Origin of the sequence: Gordonia sp. X0973 (genome assembly GCF_013348785.1) — a bacterium.
Lineage (GTDB): Bacteria > Actinomycetota > Actinomycetes > Mycobacteriales > Mycobacteriaceae > Gordonia.
Genome location: NZ_CP054691.1, coordinates 249,917 through 265,621 on the forward strand (window position 1 = coordinate 249,917; position 15,705 = coordinate 265,621).

Below are 15,705 nucleotides of genomic sequence, written 5' to 3' on the forward strand. Positions count from 1 at the left end.
GCCAGGTTCACCGGACTCCTCCCTGCGGGACGTTCACGGGATGGGTGTGCGCTACCGACACCGACGCGAGGGTCTGGTTCACCGACGGGGTGATCACGTCGAGCGCGGGCCGCGGCCAGAACCCGAGGATGATCAGGGCGGCGACGAGTGGGAAGAGCACCAGCCGTTCCCGACCGTCGAGGTCGGTGACGTCCTCGACCGCGGCCGGTGCCGGGCCGCCCATCATGCGCTGGTAGGTCCACAGGATGTAGACGGCCGAGCCGACCAGGGCGACGGTGGCGACGACCGCCGCCACCGGGTAGCGAGTGAAGCTCCCGATCATCACGAGGAATTCGGAGACGAACGGGGCCAGACCGGGCAGCGAGAGTGTGGCGAGACCGGAGAGGAGGAACACCCCGGCCAACACCGGCGCGACCTTCTGCACGCCGCCGAAGTCGGCGATGGCGCTGCTGCCGCGTTTGCGGACCAGGAATCCGGCGACAAGGAACAACGCGGCGGTGGAGATGCCGTGGTTGAGCATGTAGAGCGTCGCGCCGGCCTGCGATTGGGGGGAGAGCGCGAAGACGCCGAGCACGATGAACCCGAAGTGGGAGATCGAGGTGTAGGCGATCAGCCGCATGATGTCGGTCTGAGCGATCGCGAGGACGAGGCCGTAGACGATGCTGATCACCGCGAGCAGCGTCATCCACGGGGCGAAGGACTTCGCGGTGTCGCCGAACAACTCGACGACGAAGCGCAGCATCGCGAAGGTGCCGACCTTGTCCATCACCGCCATCATCAGGACACCCGTCGACGGGGTGCCGGCGACCGCGGAGTCGGGCAGCCACGCGTGGACCGGCCACACCGGCGCCTTCACCGCGAAGGCGAACAGGAAGGCACCGCAGATCGCCTTCCCGGCACCGCCCCCGACGTCGAGCCGGCCGTCGGCGATCGCCGTGGTCAATTCGTGCAGCCCGAAGGCGCCGCGACCGTCGTCGCCGAGCTTGGCACGCGACGTGAGGACGAAGAGGCCGATGACCCCGGCGAGCATCACCAGCCCGCCGAACAGGTTGTACAGCAGGAACTTCAGTGCGGCCCGGGCGCGCAGGGACTTCTCGAGCCGACCCCAGCCGCCGATGAGGAAGTACATCGGGATGAGCATGGCCTCGAAGACGAGGTAGAAGAGCAGGATGTCGGTGGCCACGAAGCTGAGCAGGACCATGGCCTGCACCGCCAGCGTCAGCGCGACGTAGATCCGGGGGTCGGCGCCGTGCTCGCCGTCGGGGCCGTCCGGGAGGTCCGCCGCCCGACGCCAGCCCGCGACCATCAGCAGCGGAACGAGGGCGGTGGTGAGCAGCACCAGGACCAATCCGATCCCGTCGAGGCCGAGTTCGTAGCGCGCGCCGATCGCCGGGATCCACCGGTGCGACTCGGTGAGTTCGAATCTCGTGTTGCCCGACGCCTCGTACTCGACGGCGATCGCGATCGACCAGCCCAGCACGATCAGCGCGACGGCCATGCCGATGATCTGGGGGATCCGCGCACCGCGGCCGCCGGGGAGTAGGGCGACGCCGATCGCGCCGAGTGTGGGGATCAGCCACAGCGCGCTCAGCCACGGAACCGCGTTCACAGTGCCACCGCCAGGACGATGCCGATCAGGATGACCGCGCCGGACAGGACGCCCAGCGCGTAGGACCGGACGTAACCGTTCTGCGCCTGCCGCAGCAGCTGCGAACCGCCGTCGACGCCGAGGGCCAACCCGCGTTCGGCCCCGCCGAACCCGCGGTCCTCGACGACCCGCAGCGCCGCGGTCAGCTGCTGACCGGGCACCATCAGCACCTTCTCGTTGAAGCGATCGCCGTACAGGTCGGCGCGGGCCGCCCGGGTCAGCGGCGATCCGGACGGCGCGGTGCGGGGCACCGTGCCCCGGTAGGCGCGCCAGGCGATGGCGATGCCGAGCGCCACGACGGCGAGTACGCCGAGGCTGAGCAGCCATGCAGGTACCGGGAGTTCGTGATGCGCCGAGCCGGTGATGGGGGTCAGCCAGGCGGCGAAATGCCCGCCGAAGACGAGGAGGGCGCCCGAGGCGACCGAGCCGACGGCCAACACGATCATCGGCACGGTCATGGAGAGGGGGGCCTCGTGCGGGTGCGCATCCTTCGACCACCGGGGCTCGCCGAAGAAGGTCAGCAGCATGACGCGGGTCATATAGAAGGCGGTGAGCCCGGCCCCGACCACCGTCGCGATACCGAGCACCGGGCCGCGGATGCCGCCGGCGCCGAACGCCGCCTCGATGATGTGGTCCTTGGTGAAGAAGCCGGCCAGCGGCGGGATACCGATGATCGCCAGGTAGGCGAGGCCGAAGGTGACGAAGGTGATCGGCAGGTGTTTGCGCAGCCCGCCGTAGCGGCGCATGTCGGTCTCGTCGTCCATCGCATGCATCACCGCGCCGGACCCGAGGAACAGTCCGGCCTTGAAGAAGCCGTGCGCCAACAGATGGGCGATGGCGAAGACGTATCCGGCCGGGCCCAACCCGGCGGCGAGGAACATGTACCCGATCTGACTCATCGTCGACGCGGCGAGCGCCTTCTTGATGTCGTCCTTCGCGCAGCCGATGATCGCGCCGAACAGCAGCGTCACCGCCCCGATGATCAGCACCACCGTCTGCGCGGTGTGGGCGTGGTCGAACACCGGGCCCGACCGCACGATGAGGTACACACCGGCCGTCACCATCGTCGCCGCGTGGATGAGCGCCGACACCGGCGTCGGGCCCTCCATCGCGTCGCCGAGCCAGGACTGCAACGGCACCTGTGCCGATTTCGCGCAGGCCGCCAGCAGCAACATCAGCCCGAGCGGCGTCAGCGTCGACTCCGGCGCAGCCGCGGCCTTCGCGACGACGTCGTCGACGCGGAAACCGTGGAACTGGGTGAACATGATCATCAGCGCGACGACGAAGCCCATGTCGCCGACGCGGTTGACGACGAAGGCCTTCTTCGCCGCGGTCGCCGCCGACGGCCGGTCCTGCCAGAAGCCGATCAACAGGTAGGACGCGAGGCCTACGCCCTCCCAACCGGCGTACATCAGGACATAGTTGTCGGCCAGCACCAACAGCAGCATCGCCGCGACGAACAGGTTGAGGTAGCAGAAGAACCGGCGGCGGTCGGGATCGTGGGACATGTATCCGATCGAATACACGTGGATGAGGAACCCGACGCCGGTGATCAGCAGCGCGAAGCAGATCGAGAGTTGGTCGAGTTTCAATGCGATGTCGACCTGCAGCCGGTCGACCGGGATCCAGGAGTACAGGGTCGACGTGATCGGGCGGTCCTCGTCGGCGCGTCGCAGCATCCGCCACCACAGCAGGGCGGTCAGCACGAAGGAGGCGCCGACCGCCGCCGTCGCCAACAGGTGGCCCCACCGGTCGCTGCGTCGCCCGGCCAGCAGGGTGATCGCCGCACCTGCGGCCGGGAGGGCCGGGATGACGCCGATCATCGCGATGGAGGTGTCACTCATGCGATCACCGGCTCAGCAGATTCGCGTCGTCGACCGACGCCGAGCGCCTGGTCCGGTAGATGGTCATGATGATCGCCAACCCGACGACGACCTCGGCGGCCGCGACGACCATGGTGAAGAAGGCGATGACCTGGCCGTCGAGGGTGCCGTGCATCCGGGCGAAGGTCACGAACGCGAGGTTCGCCGCGTTCAGCATCAACTCGACCGACATGAAGACGACGATCGCATTGCGCCGCAGCAGCACGCCCGCGGCGCCGATGGTGAACAGCAGCGCGGCGACGTAGAGATAGTTCGCGGGATTCACCGGTCCTCACTCTCGCTCGTAATGGCCGTGTCCTCGACGATGATGTCCTGCGCCTCCACGGCGCGGCGCCCGCCCAGCGACTTGTTCACCGACAGCTCCGACGGCGAGCCGTCCGGCAGGCGCGCGGGCACGTCGACGGCGTTGTGGCGGGCGAAGACCCCGGATGCGGGCAGCGGCGTCGGCGGCACCGGCGAGTCCGGGCGGAACCGGGCCACGGACAGATCCCGCTGGGTGAGCTTCTTGGTGATCCGGGGGCGGTGGGCCAGCACCATCGCGCCGAGCGTCGCGGTGATCAGCAGGGCCCCGGTCAGCTCGAATGCCCACAGGTACTGGTTGAAGATCAGCTGCGCGAGTTTGACGATGGCCTCGTTGCCGCCGGTCGCGGTGTCGAATCCGACGAAGACGGCGAGCGTCGCGTGGGCGATGCCGGCGATCAACAGCACGCCGAATCCGAGTCCGAGGCCGACCGCGGCATAGCGCTGCCCGCGGATGGCCTCGGTCAGCGAATCGGCCGAGTCGACGCCGATCAGCATCAGCACGAACAGGAACAGCATCATCACCGCGCCGGTATAGACGACGATCTGCACGACGCCGAGGAACAAGGCTCCCTGCGCGATGTAGAAGACGGCGAGGATCAGCATGGTCATCGCCAGGAACAGGGCCGAGTAGACGGCTTTGGGCGAGAACACCACCCCCAGGGCGCCGAGCACCACGACGACCGCCAGCACCCAGAACTGCACGGCTTCGCCGGTGGAGGTGCGGGTCAGTTCTGCGGCGAGGCTCACGCTCGCCGCACCCAAGGCCGCGGTCATCGTTGGGTCTCCGCGGACTCCTCCGCCTGGCTGCCCCCGGTCTGATCTCCGCTGCCGGCCCGCCCGAGGTAGTAGTCGACGGCCCGCGCCGGCTTGCGTTGCGGCGTCGGCTCCGCGCCGGGCGGCGGCGGTGCGAGAAGGCGGTCCTTCTCATAGATCAGGTCGGCGCGGTTGTCGTCGGCGAGCTCGAACTCGTTGGTCATGGTCAGCGCACGGGTCGGGCAGGCCTCGATACACAGTCCGCAGCCGATGCAGCGCAGGTAGTTGATCTGGTAGACCCGGCCGTAGCGCTCGGCCGGCGAATATCGCTCCTCGTCGTTGTTGGGCGCGCCCTCGACGAAGATCGCGTCCGCGGGGCAGGCCCATGCGCAGAGTTCGCAGCCGATGCACTTCTCCAACCCGTCGTCGTAGCGGTTGAGTTGGTGGCGACCGTGATAGCGCGGTGCGACGGGGGCCTTCTCCTCCGGGTATTGCCGGGTGATGGGCTCGCGGAGCATCCCGCCGAGCATGACACCGAAGCCGGCGATCGGTTTGCCGAAGTCAGGCATGGGTGACCTCCTTGGCGGCGGGCAGCGGCGGTGTGGGGAAGGCCGCGGTGAGTGCGGTGGTAGTCGGCGACGGGGGTCCGGCGATCTCGTCGGGGACGCGCATGGCCCGCGCGACGCCGGCGACGAGGGCGACGCCCGCCACCAGGCCCGTCCCGGCGAGGATCCACGCGCGCTGGGCGTCGGAGGAGTTCATCGTCGCCGCCCGGATCAGCGCGACGACCATCACCCAGGTCAGCGAGGCGGGAATCAGCACGCGCCAGCCCAACCCCATGAACTGGTCGTAGCGCAGCCGCGGGAGCACGGTGCGCAGCCAGATGAACACGAATAGGAAGACCCACACCTTGAGGACGAACCACAGCACCGGCAACCAGCCCGAGTTCACGCCGGGGATGAGGCTCAGCGGCCACGGCGCCATCCAGCCGCCGAGGAACAGGGTCGTGGCCAGCGCCGCGACGGTGGTCATGTTCACGTACTCGGCGAGCATGAACATCGCGAACTTCAGCGACGAGTATTCGGTGTGGAATCCGCCGACGAGTTCGCCCTCGGCCTCGGGGAGGTCGAAGGGGGCGCGGTTGGTCTCGCCGACCATCGACACCGCGTAGATGAGGAAGGACGGCAGCAGCAAGAGGATGAACCAGTGGCGGTGCTGGCTTGAGACGATCTCCGACGTCGACATCGTCTTCGACAGCAGGAAGACCGCGGCGAAGCACAGGCCCATCGCGATTTCGTAGGAGATGACCTGCGCGGTGGAGCGCAGCCCGCCGAGCAGCGGATAGGTGCTGCCCGACGACCAGCCGGCCAGCACGATGCCGTAGACGCCGACCGAGGTGATGGCGAGGATGAACAGCACCGCGACCGGCAGGTCGGTGAGCTGCAGCGGCGTGTGGGTGCCGAAGACCGACACCATCGGGCCGAAGGGGATCACGGCGAAGGCGGTGAACGCGGGGATGGTCGCGATGACGGGGGCGAGCAGGTAGATCGGCTTGTCGACCCCAGCCGGGGTCAACCCCTCTTTCAGGGCGAGCTTCACCCCGTCGGCGAGGCTCTGCAGGATGCCGTGCCAGCCGACCCGGTTCGGGCCGAGGCGGCGCTGCATGCGGGCCATGATCTTGCGCTCGGCCAGGATGGCGACCAGCACGGTGAGGACGAGGAACACGAAGATGGCCACCGCCTTGGCGACCACCAGCCACCACGGGTCGTGGCCGAAGGAGTGGAGGTTCGGGAATCCGGTCATGGCCGCGCCTCCTCGCCAGATAGGGCGACGACATCGCCGGGCAGTGTCCCCAACTGCGGGTACACCTGCGAGCCGGGAGAGTTCAGCGGCAGCCACACCGTTCCGTCGGGCATGTCGGTGACGACGAGCGGCAGGGTGATCGACCCGGTCTTGCCGGTGACGACGAGTGGTTGGCCGTCGACGACGCCGACCTGGGTGGCGGTGGCCGCCGAGCAGCGGACCACCGGCGCATGAGCGGTCGCGGCGAGGTTCGGCTCGCCGTCCTGCATGCGCCCGCAATCCAGCAGCAGGCGCCAACTCGCGAGCAGCGCGTGCCCGCTGGTCGGGACGATCGGGGCAGGGCTCGGGGCGGGCGGAAGGTCGGCGCGGTGCCCCGCCCATGCGCCCATGGCCTGCAACTGGGCGTGGATCGCCTCGGCGGTGTCGCAGTCCAGCGCAGTGCCCGCCTCGTCGGCCAATGCGCTGAGCACCCGGTGGTCGGCCATCATTCCGCCGGAGTCGACCGACGGACCGAAGGCGCGGGGCCGCCCCTCCCAGTCGACGAAGGTGCCGGACTTCTCCGCCGCCGTCGCGACGGGGAACACCACGTCGGCGTATTCGGTGACGGCGCTGGCACGTTGCTCCAGGCTGACGACGAAGCGGGCCCCCGACAGCGCCGCGCGGGCGGTCGGCACGTCGGGTAGATCGTCGAGTTCGACGCCGCCGACGACCACCGCGTCGAGGTGGTGGCGGGCCAGCGCGTCGAGGATCGCCGGCGTCGCGCGGCCGGGTTCGGCGGGGATCTCGGCTCCCCACCGGGCCGCGATCTCGTCGCGGGCCTGCGCGTCGGCGACCGGCCGCCCGCCGGGTAGCAGGTTGGGCAGCGCACCGACGTCGGCCGCGCCGCGCTCCCCGGCTCGCCGCGGCACCCAGCCCAACCGGGCGCCGGTGTGCTCGGCGACGGTGGCCGCGACGGTCAGCGCCCCCGGACTCAGGGCCAGTCGTTCGCCGACGAGCAGGACCGCCCCCGGCTCGGAAAGCAGGGCCTGGGTCTGCGGGTCCGCCAGCGCGGCGGCCTCGCCGCCAGGCAGACATTCGATGCGGGTCCCGGCGAGCTTGGTCAGGCCGCGCGAACTCCACGCCGCGATCGAGTGCACCCGCGTCGTTCCGGCCCGCACCGCCTTGCGCAGCCGCAGGAAGATCATCGGCGACTCTTCCTCCGGCTCGAATCCGGCCAGCACGACGACGGGCGCGCTCTCCAAGTCCGCGTACGCCACCGGCATTCCCGCTCCGGCGACTTGATGCGCGAGGAAGGCGGTCTCCTCGTCGCTGCAGGCGCGCGCCCGGAAGTCGATGTCGTTGGTACCCAACACCATTCGCGCGAATCGGCTGTAGGCGAAGGCATCCTCGACGGTGGCCCGTCCACCCACCAGCACGGCGGCGCGGGCGTCGACCAGGCCGGCGGCGGCGACCGCGAGCGCATGCGGCCACGACGCGGGCCTCAGCTCGCCGGAATCGTCGCGTACCAGCGGGGTGGTCAGCCGGTCCGGCTGTGTCGCGTAGGCGAAGGCCCACCGGCCCTTGTCGCAGTTCCACTCCTCGTTGACCGCCGGATCGTCGCCGGCGAGGCGGCGCAGGACCTTGCCGCGCCGCTCGTCGGTGCGCTGGGCACAGCCACCGGCGCAGTGTTCGCAGACGCTCGGCGTCGACGCCAGGTCGAAGGGGCGGGCGCGGAACCGGTAGGTGGTGTTGGTCAGCGCGCCGACCGGGCAGATCTGGACGGTGTTGCCGGAGAAGTAGGAGTCGAAGGGCTCGTCTTCGTAGGCGCTGACCTGCTGTAGCGCGCCGCGGTCGGCGAGGTCGATCAGCGGGTCGCCGGCGATCTCCTCGGAGAACCGGGTGCAGCGGGCGCACAATACGCAGCGCTCGCGGTTCAGCAGCACTTCGGCCGAGAGCGCGACCGGCTTGGTGTAGCGGCGCTTCTCCCCGTCGAACCGCGTGTCCGGGCTGGCGGCGGTCATCGCCTGGTTCTGCAGCGGGCACTCGCCGCCCTTGTCGCAGGTGGGGCAGTCCAGCGGGTGGTTGATGAGCAGCAGTTCCATGACGCCGTGCTGGGCGCGGGCGGCCTGCTCGGAGGTGGCCTGGGTGTGGATCACCATGTCGTCGGCGACGATGGTGGTACACGAGGCCATCGGTTTGCGCTGTCCCTCGATCTCGACGAGGCATTGGCGGCAGGCGCCGACCGGGTCCAGCAGCGGGTGGTCGCAGAACCGGGGGATCTCGATCCCGATCATCTCCGCGGCCCGGATCACCAGCGTGCCCTTGGGCACCGTGACCGACTGGCCGTCGATGGTCACGGTCACGAGGTTCGTCTCGACGGTGGTCATCGCGCACCCCCGTCGGTGGGGTCTCGATACACCGGTCTCGATACACCGGCTCGGCTAGCGCCTCGCCGGCACTCGACCACCGATGGATCGATGGTGGTCGAGTGAATTCGAGGCGCTAGCCGAGAATTTGTATCGAGACCTCGTGACGAGACTGGCCAGGTGGTCATCGCGTGCCTCCCGACCACCGAGTGGCCTTCGCCGGGTCGAACGGGCAGTGCCCGAGACGGGCGTGCTCGAGGTACTCGTCGCGGAACAGCTTCAGCGACGACGTGATGGGTGCGCCGGCGGCGTCACCGAGGGCGCAGAACGCCTTCCCGACGATGCTGTCGGTGACGTCGAGCAGCTTTTCGATGTCGCCGGGGCGGCCCTGCCCGGCTTCGAGGCGTGCCATCAGCTCCACCAGCCAGTAGGTGCCCTCGCGGCACGGGGTGCATTTGCCGCAGGACTCGTGTTTGTAGAACTCGCTCCACCGGAGCACCGCGCGCACGACGCACGTCGTCTCGTCGAAGAGTTGCAGCGCCTTGGTGCCGAGCATCGACCCGGCCTCGGCGACTCCCTCGTAATCCAGCGGGACGTCGAGGTGGTCGGCGGTGAAGATCGGCGTCGACGACCCGCCCGGTGTCCAGAACTTCAGCTCGTGGCCCTCGCGCATGCCGCCGGCCAGCTCGAGGAGTTCGCGCAGGGTGATGCCCAGCGGCGCCTCGTATTGGCCGGGGTTCGCGACGTGGCCGGAGAGCGAGTACAGCGTGAAACCGGGTGACTTCTCGGTGCCGAACAGGCGGAACCAGTCGGCGCTGTTGCGCAGGATCGCCGGGACGCTGGCGATGGATTCGACGTTGTTGACCACAGTCGGGCTCGCGTACAACCCGGCGACCGCGGGGAAGGGCGGGCGCAGGCGCGGCTGGCCGCGGCGGCCTTCGAGGGAGTCGAGCAGCGCCGTCTCCTCGCCGCAGATGTAGGCACCGGCACCGGCGTGGACGACGATGTCGAGGTCGTACCCGGAGCCGAGGATGTCGCGCCCCAGCAGCCCGGCGTCGTAGGCCTCCGCGACCGCGTCGCGCAGTCGCGCGATGACCGACGCGACCTCGCCGCGCACGTAGATGAAGGCGTGGCTGGCGCGGATCGCGTAGCTCGCGATGATCATGCCCTCGACCAACGTGTGCGGGGAGGCGAGCAGCAGCGGCATGTCCTTGCAGGTGCCCGGCTCGGATTCGTCGGCGTTGACGACGAGGTAGTGCGGCTTGCCGTAGCCGGGTTCGCCGGGTGCGGGCTGCGGGATAAACGACCACTTCGTGCCGACGGGGAACCCGGCCCCGCCACGGCCGCGCAACCCCGACGACTTGACGATCTCGATGACCTCGTCGGGTGTCAGGCTCAGCGCCTCTCGTAGTCCGTGGTAGCCGTTGGCGGCGCGGTAGGACTCCAGCAACCATGATCTCGGATGGTCCCAATACCGGCTCAGCACAGGGGTTTTCGCGGCTTCGGCGGTGCGCTCGCCGAGCTGCAGGGGGGTGACGTCGTCGGGATCGGGGGCGGTCGGGGTATCGGCGCCGGCCAGTAGCCGGGAGACCTTGCGGAAGGAGCACAGGGTGGGCGCGCCGCGGCTGGGGGCGACTTCGACGCCGGCACGCAGGTCGTCGACGAGTTCGACGCTGCTGCGCGGCGACTGGTCGTCGAAGAACTCCCAGTTGACCATGACGACGGGTGCGAAATCGCAGGCCGCGTTGCACTCGACGTGTTCCAGCGTGATGCGCCCGTCGGCTGTCGTCTCGCCCGGCTCGATGCCGAGGTGTTCCGACAGCGTTGCGAGGATCTCGTCGCCGCCCATCACCGCGCACGTGGTGTTGGTACACACGCCGACGAGGTAGTCGCCGGTCGGCGAGAGGCGGTACATCGAGTAGAAGGTGGCGACGGCGGCCACCTGCGCGCGGGTCATGCCCAGCTGGTCGGCGCAGAATCCGATCCCCGCCTTGGTGAGATAGCCGTCGTGGGACTGCACCAGGTGCAACAGCGGGAGCAGGGCCGAGCGGGACTGCGGATAGCGCGCGATGATCGGTGCCGCGTCCGCGGCCAGTGCTTCGGTGACGTGCCCGGGATAGTCGGCGGGGCCGTCGAAAGTGATGCGCGGGTGCGGTGTCCCGTCGTGCCCCGGCATGCCGAGTTCGATCGGGACCGGCATCGCGGCCACGGTCGTCGGGTCGAGTTCGGTGGTCATCGGTCCACCCCTCCCATCACCGGGTCGATGCTGGCGACGGCGGTGATGACGTCGGCGACCATGCCGCCCTCGCACATCGCCGCGACCGCCTGCAGATTGGTGAACGACGGGTCGCGGAAGTGGACCCGGTACGGACGCGTGCCGCCGTCGGACACGATGTGGACACCCAGCTCGCCGCGCGGCGATTCGATCGCCGTGTAGCACTGGCCGGGTGGGACGCGGAAACCCTCGGTGACCAGCTTGAAGTGGTGGATCAACGACTCCATCGACTGGCCCATGATGTGTGCGATGTGCTCCGGGGAGTTGCCCAATCCGTCTGGGCCCAGCTGCAGGTCGGCGGGCCAGCCCAGCTTGCCGTCGTCCACCATGACCGGGCCCGGCTGCGCCAGCCGCTGCACGCACTGCCGCGCGATCTTCAGGGACTCGTGCATCTCGGCGATCCGGACCAGGTAGCGGCCGTAGGAGTCGCAGGTGTCGACCACCGGCACGTCGAACTCGTAGTCCTCGTAGCCGCAGTAGGGTGCCGACCGGCGCAGGTCGTGCGGGAGCCCGGTCGAGCGCAGGCAGGGGCCGGTGATGCCGAGGGCCATGCAGCCGGTCAGGTCGAGGAATCCGACGCCCTGGGTGCGTGCCTTCCAGATGTAGTTGTCGGTGAGCAGCGCCTCGACCTCGCCGATTTGGCCGGGTAGCGCGTCGAGGGCGGCGTTGACCGCGTCGAGCGCGCCGTCGGGCAGATCCTGCGCGACCCCGCCGGGGCGGATATAGGCGTGGTTCATGCGCAGCCCGGTGATCGCCTCGAAGACGTCGAGGATGGTTTCGCGGGCGGCGAAGCCGAGGAACATCGGCGACATCGCGCCGAGTTCGAGTCCGCCGGTGGCCAATGCGACCAGGTGGCTGCTGATGCGGTTGAGTTCCATCAGCAGGACGCGGATCACGGTGGCGCGCTCGGGGATCTCGTCGGTGATGCCGAGCAGGCGCTCCACGCCCAGGCAGTAGGCGGTCTCGTTGTGGAAGGGGGCGAGGTAGTCCATCCGGGTCACGAAGGTGACGCCTTGGGTCCAGGTGCGGTATTCGAGGTTCTTCTCGATGCCGGTGTGCAGGTAGCCGATACCACAGCGGGCCTCGGTGACGGTCTCGCCGTCGATCTCGAGGATCAGGCGCAGGACGCCGTGCGTCGACGGGTGCTGCGGACCCATGTTGACGACGATCCGCTCCTCGCCCGGTTCGGCAGCGGCGCGCTCGCGGACCGCCGCGACGACCTCGTCCCAGTCGCGGCCGGTCACTCCGACGGTGTGGGTCATTGGTAGGACCTCCGGCGGTCGGGCGGCTGCACCGTCGTCCCCTTGTATTCGACGGGGACGCCGCCGAGCGGGTAGTCCTTGCGCTGCGGGTGGCCCTCCCAGTCGTCCGGCATCTCGATGCGGGTCAGCGCGTGATGGCCGTCGAAGACGATGCCGAAGAAGTCGTAGGTCTCGCGCTCGTGCCAGTCGTTGGTGGGGTAGACGCGGCAGAGGCTGGGGATGTGCGGATCGGCGTCGGGGGCACACACCTCGAGGCGGACGACGCGGTTGTGGGTGATCGACTGCAGCGGGTACACGGCGTGTAGCTCGCGCCCGGCGTCGTCGGGGTAGTGCACGCCGGAGACGCCGCGGCACAGCTCGAAGCGCAGCGCCGGCTCGTCGCGCAGCACTCCGGCCACGATGGGCAAGTAGTCGCGCGCCACGAAGATCGTGAGTTCGCCGACGTGGACGTGGACCTTCTCGATGGCCGCATCCGGGTTGACGTCGTGGGCGGCCAACGCGGTGCGCAGCGTGTCCAGCAGCTCGTCGAAGTAGCCGCCGAACGGCCCGACGGTGGTGCCGCCCAGCTCGACCGCCCGCGTCAGGCGCCCGTAGCCGGAGGTGTCGCCGCTGCCCTGTGCGCCGAAGAGTCCGGCGCGGGTGCCGATCTGCTCGGGGTTCTCCGACTGGCCGCGCTGCACGCTGCTGTTCCCGCTCATCGGAGCAGCCCCTTGAGTTCGATCGTCGGGCGCGACGCCAAGGCGGCCTGCTCGGCCGCGGCGATGGCCTCGGCCCGGTTGACGCCCAGCGGCGTCTCCTGGATCTTCTCGTGCAGTTTGAGGATCGCGTTGAGCAGCATTTCCGGGCGTGGCGGGCAGCCGGGGAGGTAGATGTCGACGGGGACGATGTGGTCGACGCCCTGCACGATCGCGTAGTTGTTGAACATGCCGCCCGACGAAGCGCAGACCCCCATCGCGAGGACCCATTTGGGCTCGGCCATCTGGTCGTAGATCTGGCGCAGGACCGGTGCCATCTTCTGGCTGACGCGGCCCGCGACGATCATCAGGTCGGCTTGGCGCGGCGAGGCACGGAACGCCTCCATGCCGAAGCGGGCGAGGTCGTAACGGCCGGAGGTCGTCGCCATCATCTCGATCGCGCAGCACGCCAGACCGAACGTCGCGGGCCACAGCGATCCCTTGCGGAAGTACCCGGCGAGCCCCTCGACGGTGCTCAGTAGAAAGCCGCTCGGTACCTGTTCCTCGATGCCCAATTCGATCAGTCCCAACTCAGTCCGCCGCGACGCCATTCGTAGGCGTAGGCGACCGACACGTTGACGACGAACAGGGCCATCGCGATGAGCCCGAACCAGCCGAGCGAGTCGAACGCGACCGCCCACGGGTAGAGGAACACGATCTCGATGTCGAAGATGATGAACAGCATCGCGGTGAGGTAGTACTTCACCGGAATCCGTTGCACCGCACGGTCTTGCGGCAGGGCTTCGATGCCGCACTCGTAGGCGTCGAGCTTGCTCCGGTTGGCCCGGCGGGGCCCGACGAAGGACGCGATTCCAACCGAGACGACGGCGAATGCGGCCGCGATGGCGCCGAGTACCAGGATCGGTAGGTAGGCGTTCATTGACTATCACCTCCGCTAGGGGAGAGGCTGTGTGATCTGTCTCTCACCCTACTCACGGGGTCGGACAGCGCGCGTGGCTTTTCACGCCCGACGGGACGCTTGTTCCGTTTTCCCGACGTCGGCCGCGCCGTTTTGCCCGCTTCCCCGTCGTGTGGGCACCTCAACCCCGTCGACTGGGCACCTCAACCCCGCCGAGTGGGCACCCGAACCCCGCCGAGTGGGCAGTCAGGCGTTGGCGCGGATGAGCGTCGACATCACCGAGCCGAGTTCGACCGGGTCCACCGGGAGGCTGGCGGTGGCGTCGGCGCGCGACCAGTCGGCCAGCCAGCGATCGGCCGTGCGGGCGATGAGGACGAGCAGCGGCGGGCACGGGTCGTACTCGTCGCGGATCTGCTTGGCCAATCCCATTCCGCCGACGGGGGTGGCCTCTCCGTCGAGAATCAGCAAGTCGATCTGCTTCTCGTCGAGCTTGGACAGCACGGCGGGGGCGGTGGCGAGTTCGGTGAACGCGAGTTCGGGGAGGTCGGGGTGCAGCGTCGTGCCGATCGCTGTCACGACCTGGGCCCGGGTCCGCGCGTTGGGTGAATAGACGCCGACGCGAAGCGCGATCCGGGGGGTTTGCTCTGCGGCACTCACGAGGCCGATGCTAGCGCCGAGCGTCGCGGGGTGATGACACAATCGGAGCAATGTCCGGTTCCTCGCGCCCGCGTGCGGCCGTCATCGGCGGCGGAATCGGGGGTCTGACGACGGCGATCGCGCTGCGACGACGGGGCTGGGAGGTCGTCGTCTTCGAGGAGACGGAAAACGTCGCCGTCGGTGCCGGGATCACCCTGTGGGCCAACGGGTTGGCGGCCCTCGACGCGGTGGGCGTGGGGGATGCCGTCCGTTCCGCGAGCCGCGATCTGACCAGCGTGCGCATCCTGGAGAGCACCGGCCGCCAGCTCATGCGACAGACCAGCGCACCCGGCGAGATCGTCGCGCTCCACCGTCGCGACCTCAACGCGGCGCTATTGGCCGCGCTGCCGGCGGATGTCGTGCGCACCTCGACGTCGGCCACAGTGCTCGACGCGGGGAGCGGAATCGTCGACGCCGACGGGACCGAATGCCACTACGACCTGGTCGTCGCGGCCGACGGGGTGCACAGCGCGACGCGCCTGCGTTGGTGGCCGGACGCCGGAGGCGAGCGCGATTGCGGGATCCGGACGTGGCGCACGGTCATCGCCGGGACGCATGAAGCGCTCACCGTGTGGGGACCGGCCGGTGAATGCGGCATCCTCCCGCTGCCCGATGACACGACCTACGTGTTCGCCGCATCGCGGGGGAGGGCGCGCGACGAGGGGCTGGCCTATTTCGACGATTGGGCGGCGCCGGTGCCCGCGTCGTTGGCAAAGGCGGAGGTGATGATCACCCACGACCTCACCGACCTCGACCCGGTGCGCAATCCGGTCATGGGGCGCACGGTGTTGATCGGCGACGCGGCGCATGCGATGCGCCCCCACCTCGGGCAGGGCGCCGGCCTCGCCGTGGAGGACGCCGTCGTGTTGGCCGCGCACTGCTCGTCGTCGGGTGGATTCGACGGTGCCGGTTTCGCGGCGGCCCGTCGGCGACGATGGGCGACGGTGGGCTGGCTGGCACGGCGCGCCACGACGGTGATGATGCCGACCAATCGGTTCGTCGGATTGGCGCACCGAGTCATGCCGCTGCTGCCGGACCGACTCCTCGCCAACGAGGCCGGTCGCGTCGCCAACTGGCGGCCGTGAATGGATCGAGTGCCCACTCGACGCTGTTGGGGTGCCCACTCGGCGGGGTTGGGGTGCCC

At 69.4% G+C, this 15,705-nt stretch carries 14 protein-coding genes; 1 reads left to right on the top strand and 13 read right to left on the bottom strand.

From position 1 onward, the window contains the following. Window positions 1–7: 7 nt before the first annotated feature. The 13 genes from HUN08_RS01180 to HUN08_RS01240 form a co-directional block, all read right to left on the bottom strand. Window positions 8–1,609, bottom strand: a complete 1,602-nt coding sequence (locus tag HUN08_RS01180; protein WP_124245938.1) for an NADH-quinone oxidoreductase subunit M — start codon at window positions 1,607–1,609, stop codon at window positions 8–10. Beyond that, window positions 1,606–3,492, bottom strand: coding sequence for an NADH-quinone oxidoreductase subunit L (gene nuoL / locus HUN08_RS01185; protein ID WP_124245937.1), 1,887 nt, complete (start codon window positions 3,490–3,492; stop codon window positions 1,606–1,608). The genes HUN08_RS01180 and nuoL overlap by 4 nt, the downstream gene beginning before the upstream one ends. Window positions 3,493–3,496: 4 nt before the next feature. Next, window positions 3,497–3,796 carry an NADH-quinone oxidoreductase subunit NuoK gene (gene nuoK, locus HUN08_RS01190; protein WP_124245936.1) on the bottom strand — a complete coding sequence of 100 codons (300 nt, stop codon included), beginning with the start codon at window positions 3,794–3,796 and terminating at the stop codon, window positions 3,497–3,499. Beyond that, the gene (locus HUN08_RS01195; RefSeq protein ID WP_124245935.1) at window positions 3,793–4,608 is read right to left on the bottom strand and encodes an NADH-quinone oxidoreductase subunit J; all 816 of its coding nucleotides are present in this window, start codon (window positions 4,606–4,608) and stop codon (window positions 3,793–3,795) included. Before HUN08_RS01195 ends, nuoK begins: the two co-directional genes overlap by 4 nt. Then, window positions 4,605–5,156: an NADH-quinone oxidoreductase subunit NuoI gene (gene nuoI, locus HUN08_RS01200; protein WP_124245934.1), complete on the bottom strand. Its 552-nt coding sequence runs from the start codon at window positions 5,154–5,156 to the stop codon at window positions 4,605–4,607. Before nuoI ends, HUN08_RS01195 begins: the two co-directional genes overlap by 4 nt. After that, complete coding sequence (gene nuoH / locus HUN08_RS01205; RefSeq protein ID WP_124245933.1) at window positions 5,149–6,390, bottom strand: NADH-quinone oxidoreductase subunit NuoH; 1,242 nt, start codon at window positions 6,388–6,390, stop codon at window positions 5,149–5,151. The genes nuoI and nuoH overlap by 8 nt, the downstream gene beginning before the upstream one ends. Further along, window positions 6,387–8,756 carry an NADH-quinone oxidoreductase subunit G gene (locus HUN08_RS01210; RefSeq protein WP_124245932.1) on the bottom strand — a complete coding sequence of 790 codons (2,370 nt, stop codon included), beginning with the start codon at window positions 8,754–8,756 and terminating at the stop codon, window positions 6,387–6,389. The genes nuoH and HUN08_RS01210 overlap by 4 nt, the downstream gene beginning before the upstream one ends. 163 nt (window positions 8,757–8,919) lie before the next feature. After that, window positions 8,920–10,935: an NADH-quinone oxidoreductase subunit NuoF gene (gene nuoF, locus HUN08_RS01215; RefSeq protein ID WP_124246241.1), complete on the bottom strand. Its 2,016-nt coding sequence runs from the start codon at window positions 10,933–10,935 to the stop codon at window positions 8,920–8,922. A gap of 32 nt (window positions 10,936–10,967) precedes the next feature. Continuing rightward, the gene (gene nuoD / locus HUN08_RS01220; RefSeq protein ID WP_124245931.1) at window positions 10,968–12,272 is read right to left on the bottom strand and encodes an NADH dehydrogenase (quinone) subunit D; all 1,305 of its coding nucleotides are present in this window, start codon (window positions 12,270–12,272) and stop codon (window positions 10,968–10,970) included. Further along, the gene (locus HUN08_RS01225) at window positions 12,269–12,970 is read right to left on the bottom strand and encodes an NADH-quinone oxidoreductase subunit C (protein WP_124245930.1); all 702 of its coding nucleotides are present in this window, start codon (window positions 12,968–12,970) and stop codon (window positions 12,269–12,271) included. Before HUN08_RS01225 ends, nuoD begins: the two co-directional genes overlap by 4 nt. Beyond that, the gene (locus tag HUN08_RS01230) at window positions 12,967–13,521 is read right to left on the bottom strand and encodes an NADH-quinone oxidoreductase subunit B family protein (protein WP_124246240.1); all 555 of its coding nucleotides are present in this window, start codon (window positions 13,519–13,521) and stop codon (window positions 12,967–12,969) included. The genes HUN08_RS01225 and HUN08_RS01230 overlap by 4 nt, the downstream gene beginning before the upstream one ends. A 5-nt stretch (window positions 13,522–13,526) precedes the next feature. Then, a complete protein-coding gene (locus HUN08_RS01235; RefSeq protein ID WP_124245929.1) occupies window positions 13,527–13,886 on the bottom strand; it encodes an NADH-quinone oxidoreductase subunit A in 360 nt (119 codons plus the stop codon). Window positions 13,887–14,111: 225 nt separating this feature from the next. Further along, complete coding sequence (locus tag HUN08_RS01240) at window positions 14,112–14,522, bottom strand: response regulator transcription factor (protein WP_124245928.1); 411 nt, start codon at window positions 14,520–14,522, stop codon at window positions 14,112–14,114. 50 nt (window positions 14,523–14,572) lie between these two features. Between HUN08_RS01240 and HUN08_RS01245 the strand changes: the two genes are divergently transcribed. After that, on the top strand, window positions 14,573–15,646 hold the full coding sequence (locus HUN08_RS01245) for an FAD-dependent monooxygenase (protein WP_124245927.1): 1,074 nt from the start codon (window positions 14,573–14,575) through the stop codon (window positions 15,644–15,646). The last annotated feature ends 59 nt before the right edge of the window (window positions 15,647–15,705 follow it).

Coding starts and splice junctions, on each gene's coding strand:
- nuoL (WP_124245937.1), bottom strand. CDS start 3,492: ATGAGTGACACCTCCATCGCGATGATCGGCGTCATCCCGGCCCTCCCG.
- HUN08_RS01195 (WP_124245935.1), bottom strand. CDS start 4,608: ATGACCGCGGCCTTGGGTGCGGCGAGCGTGAGCCTCGCCGCAGAACTG.
- nuoI (WP_124245934.1), bottom strand. CDS start 5,156: ATGCCTGACTTCGGCAAACCGATCGCCGGCTTCGGTGTCATGCTCGGC.
- nuoH (WP_124245933.1), bottom strand. CDS start 6,390: ATGACCGGATTCCCGAACCTCCACTCCTTCGGCCACGACCCGTGGTGG.
- HUN08_RS01210 (WP_124245932.1), bottom strand. CDS start 8,756: ATGACCACCGTCGAGACGAACCTCGTGACCGTGACCATCGACGGCCAG.
- nuoF (WP_124246241.1), bottom strand. CDS start 10,935: ATGCCGGTCCCGATCGAACTCGGCATGCCGGGGCACGACGGGACACCG.
- nuoD (WP_124245931.1), bottom strand. CDS start 12,272: ATGACCCACACCGTCGGAGTGACCGGCCGCGACTGGGACGAGGTCGTC.
- HUN08_RS01225 (WP_124245930.1), bottom strand. CDS start 12,970: ATGAGCGGGAACAGCAGCGTGCAGCGCGGCCAGTCGGAGAACCCCGAG.
- HUN08_RS01235 (WP_124245929.1), bottom strand. CDS start 13,886: ATGAACGCCTACCTACCGATCCTGGTACTCGGCGCCATCGCGGCCGCA.
- HUN08_RS01245 (WP_124245927.1), top strand. CDS start 14,573: ATGTCCGGTTCCTCGCGCCCGCGTGCGGCCGTCATCGGCGGCGGAATC.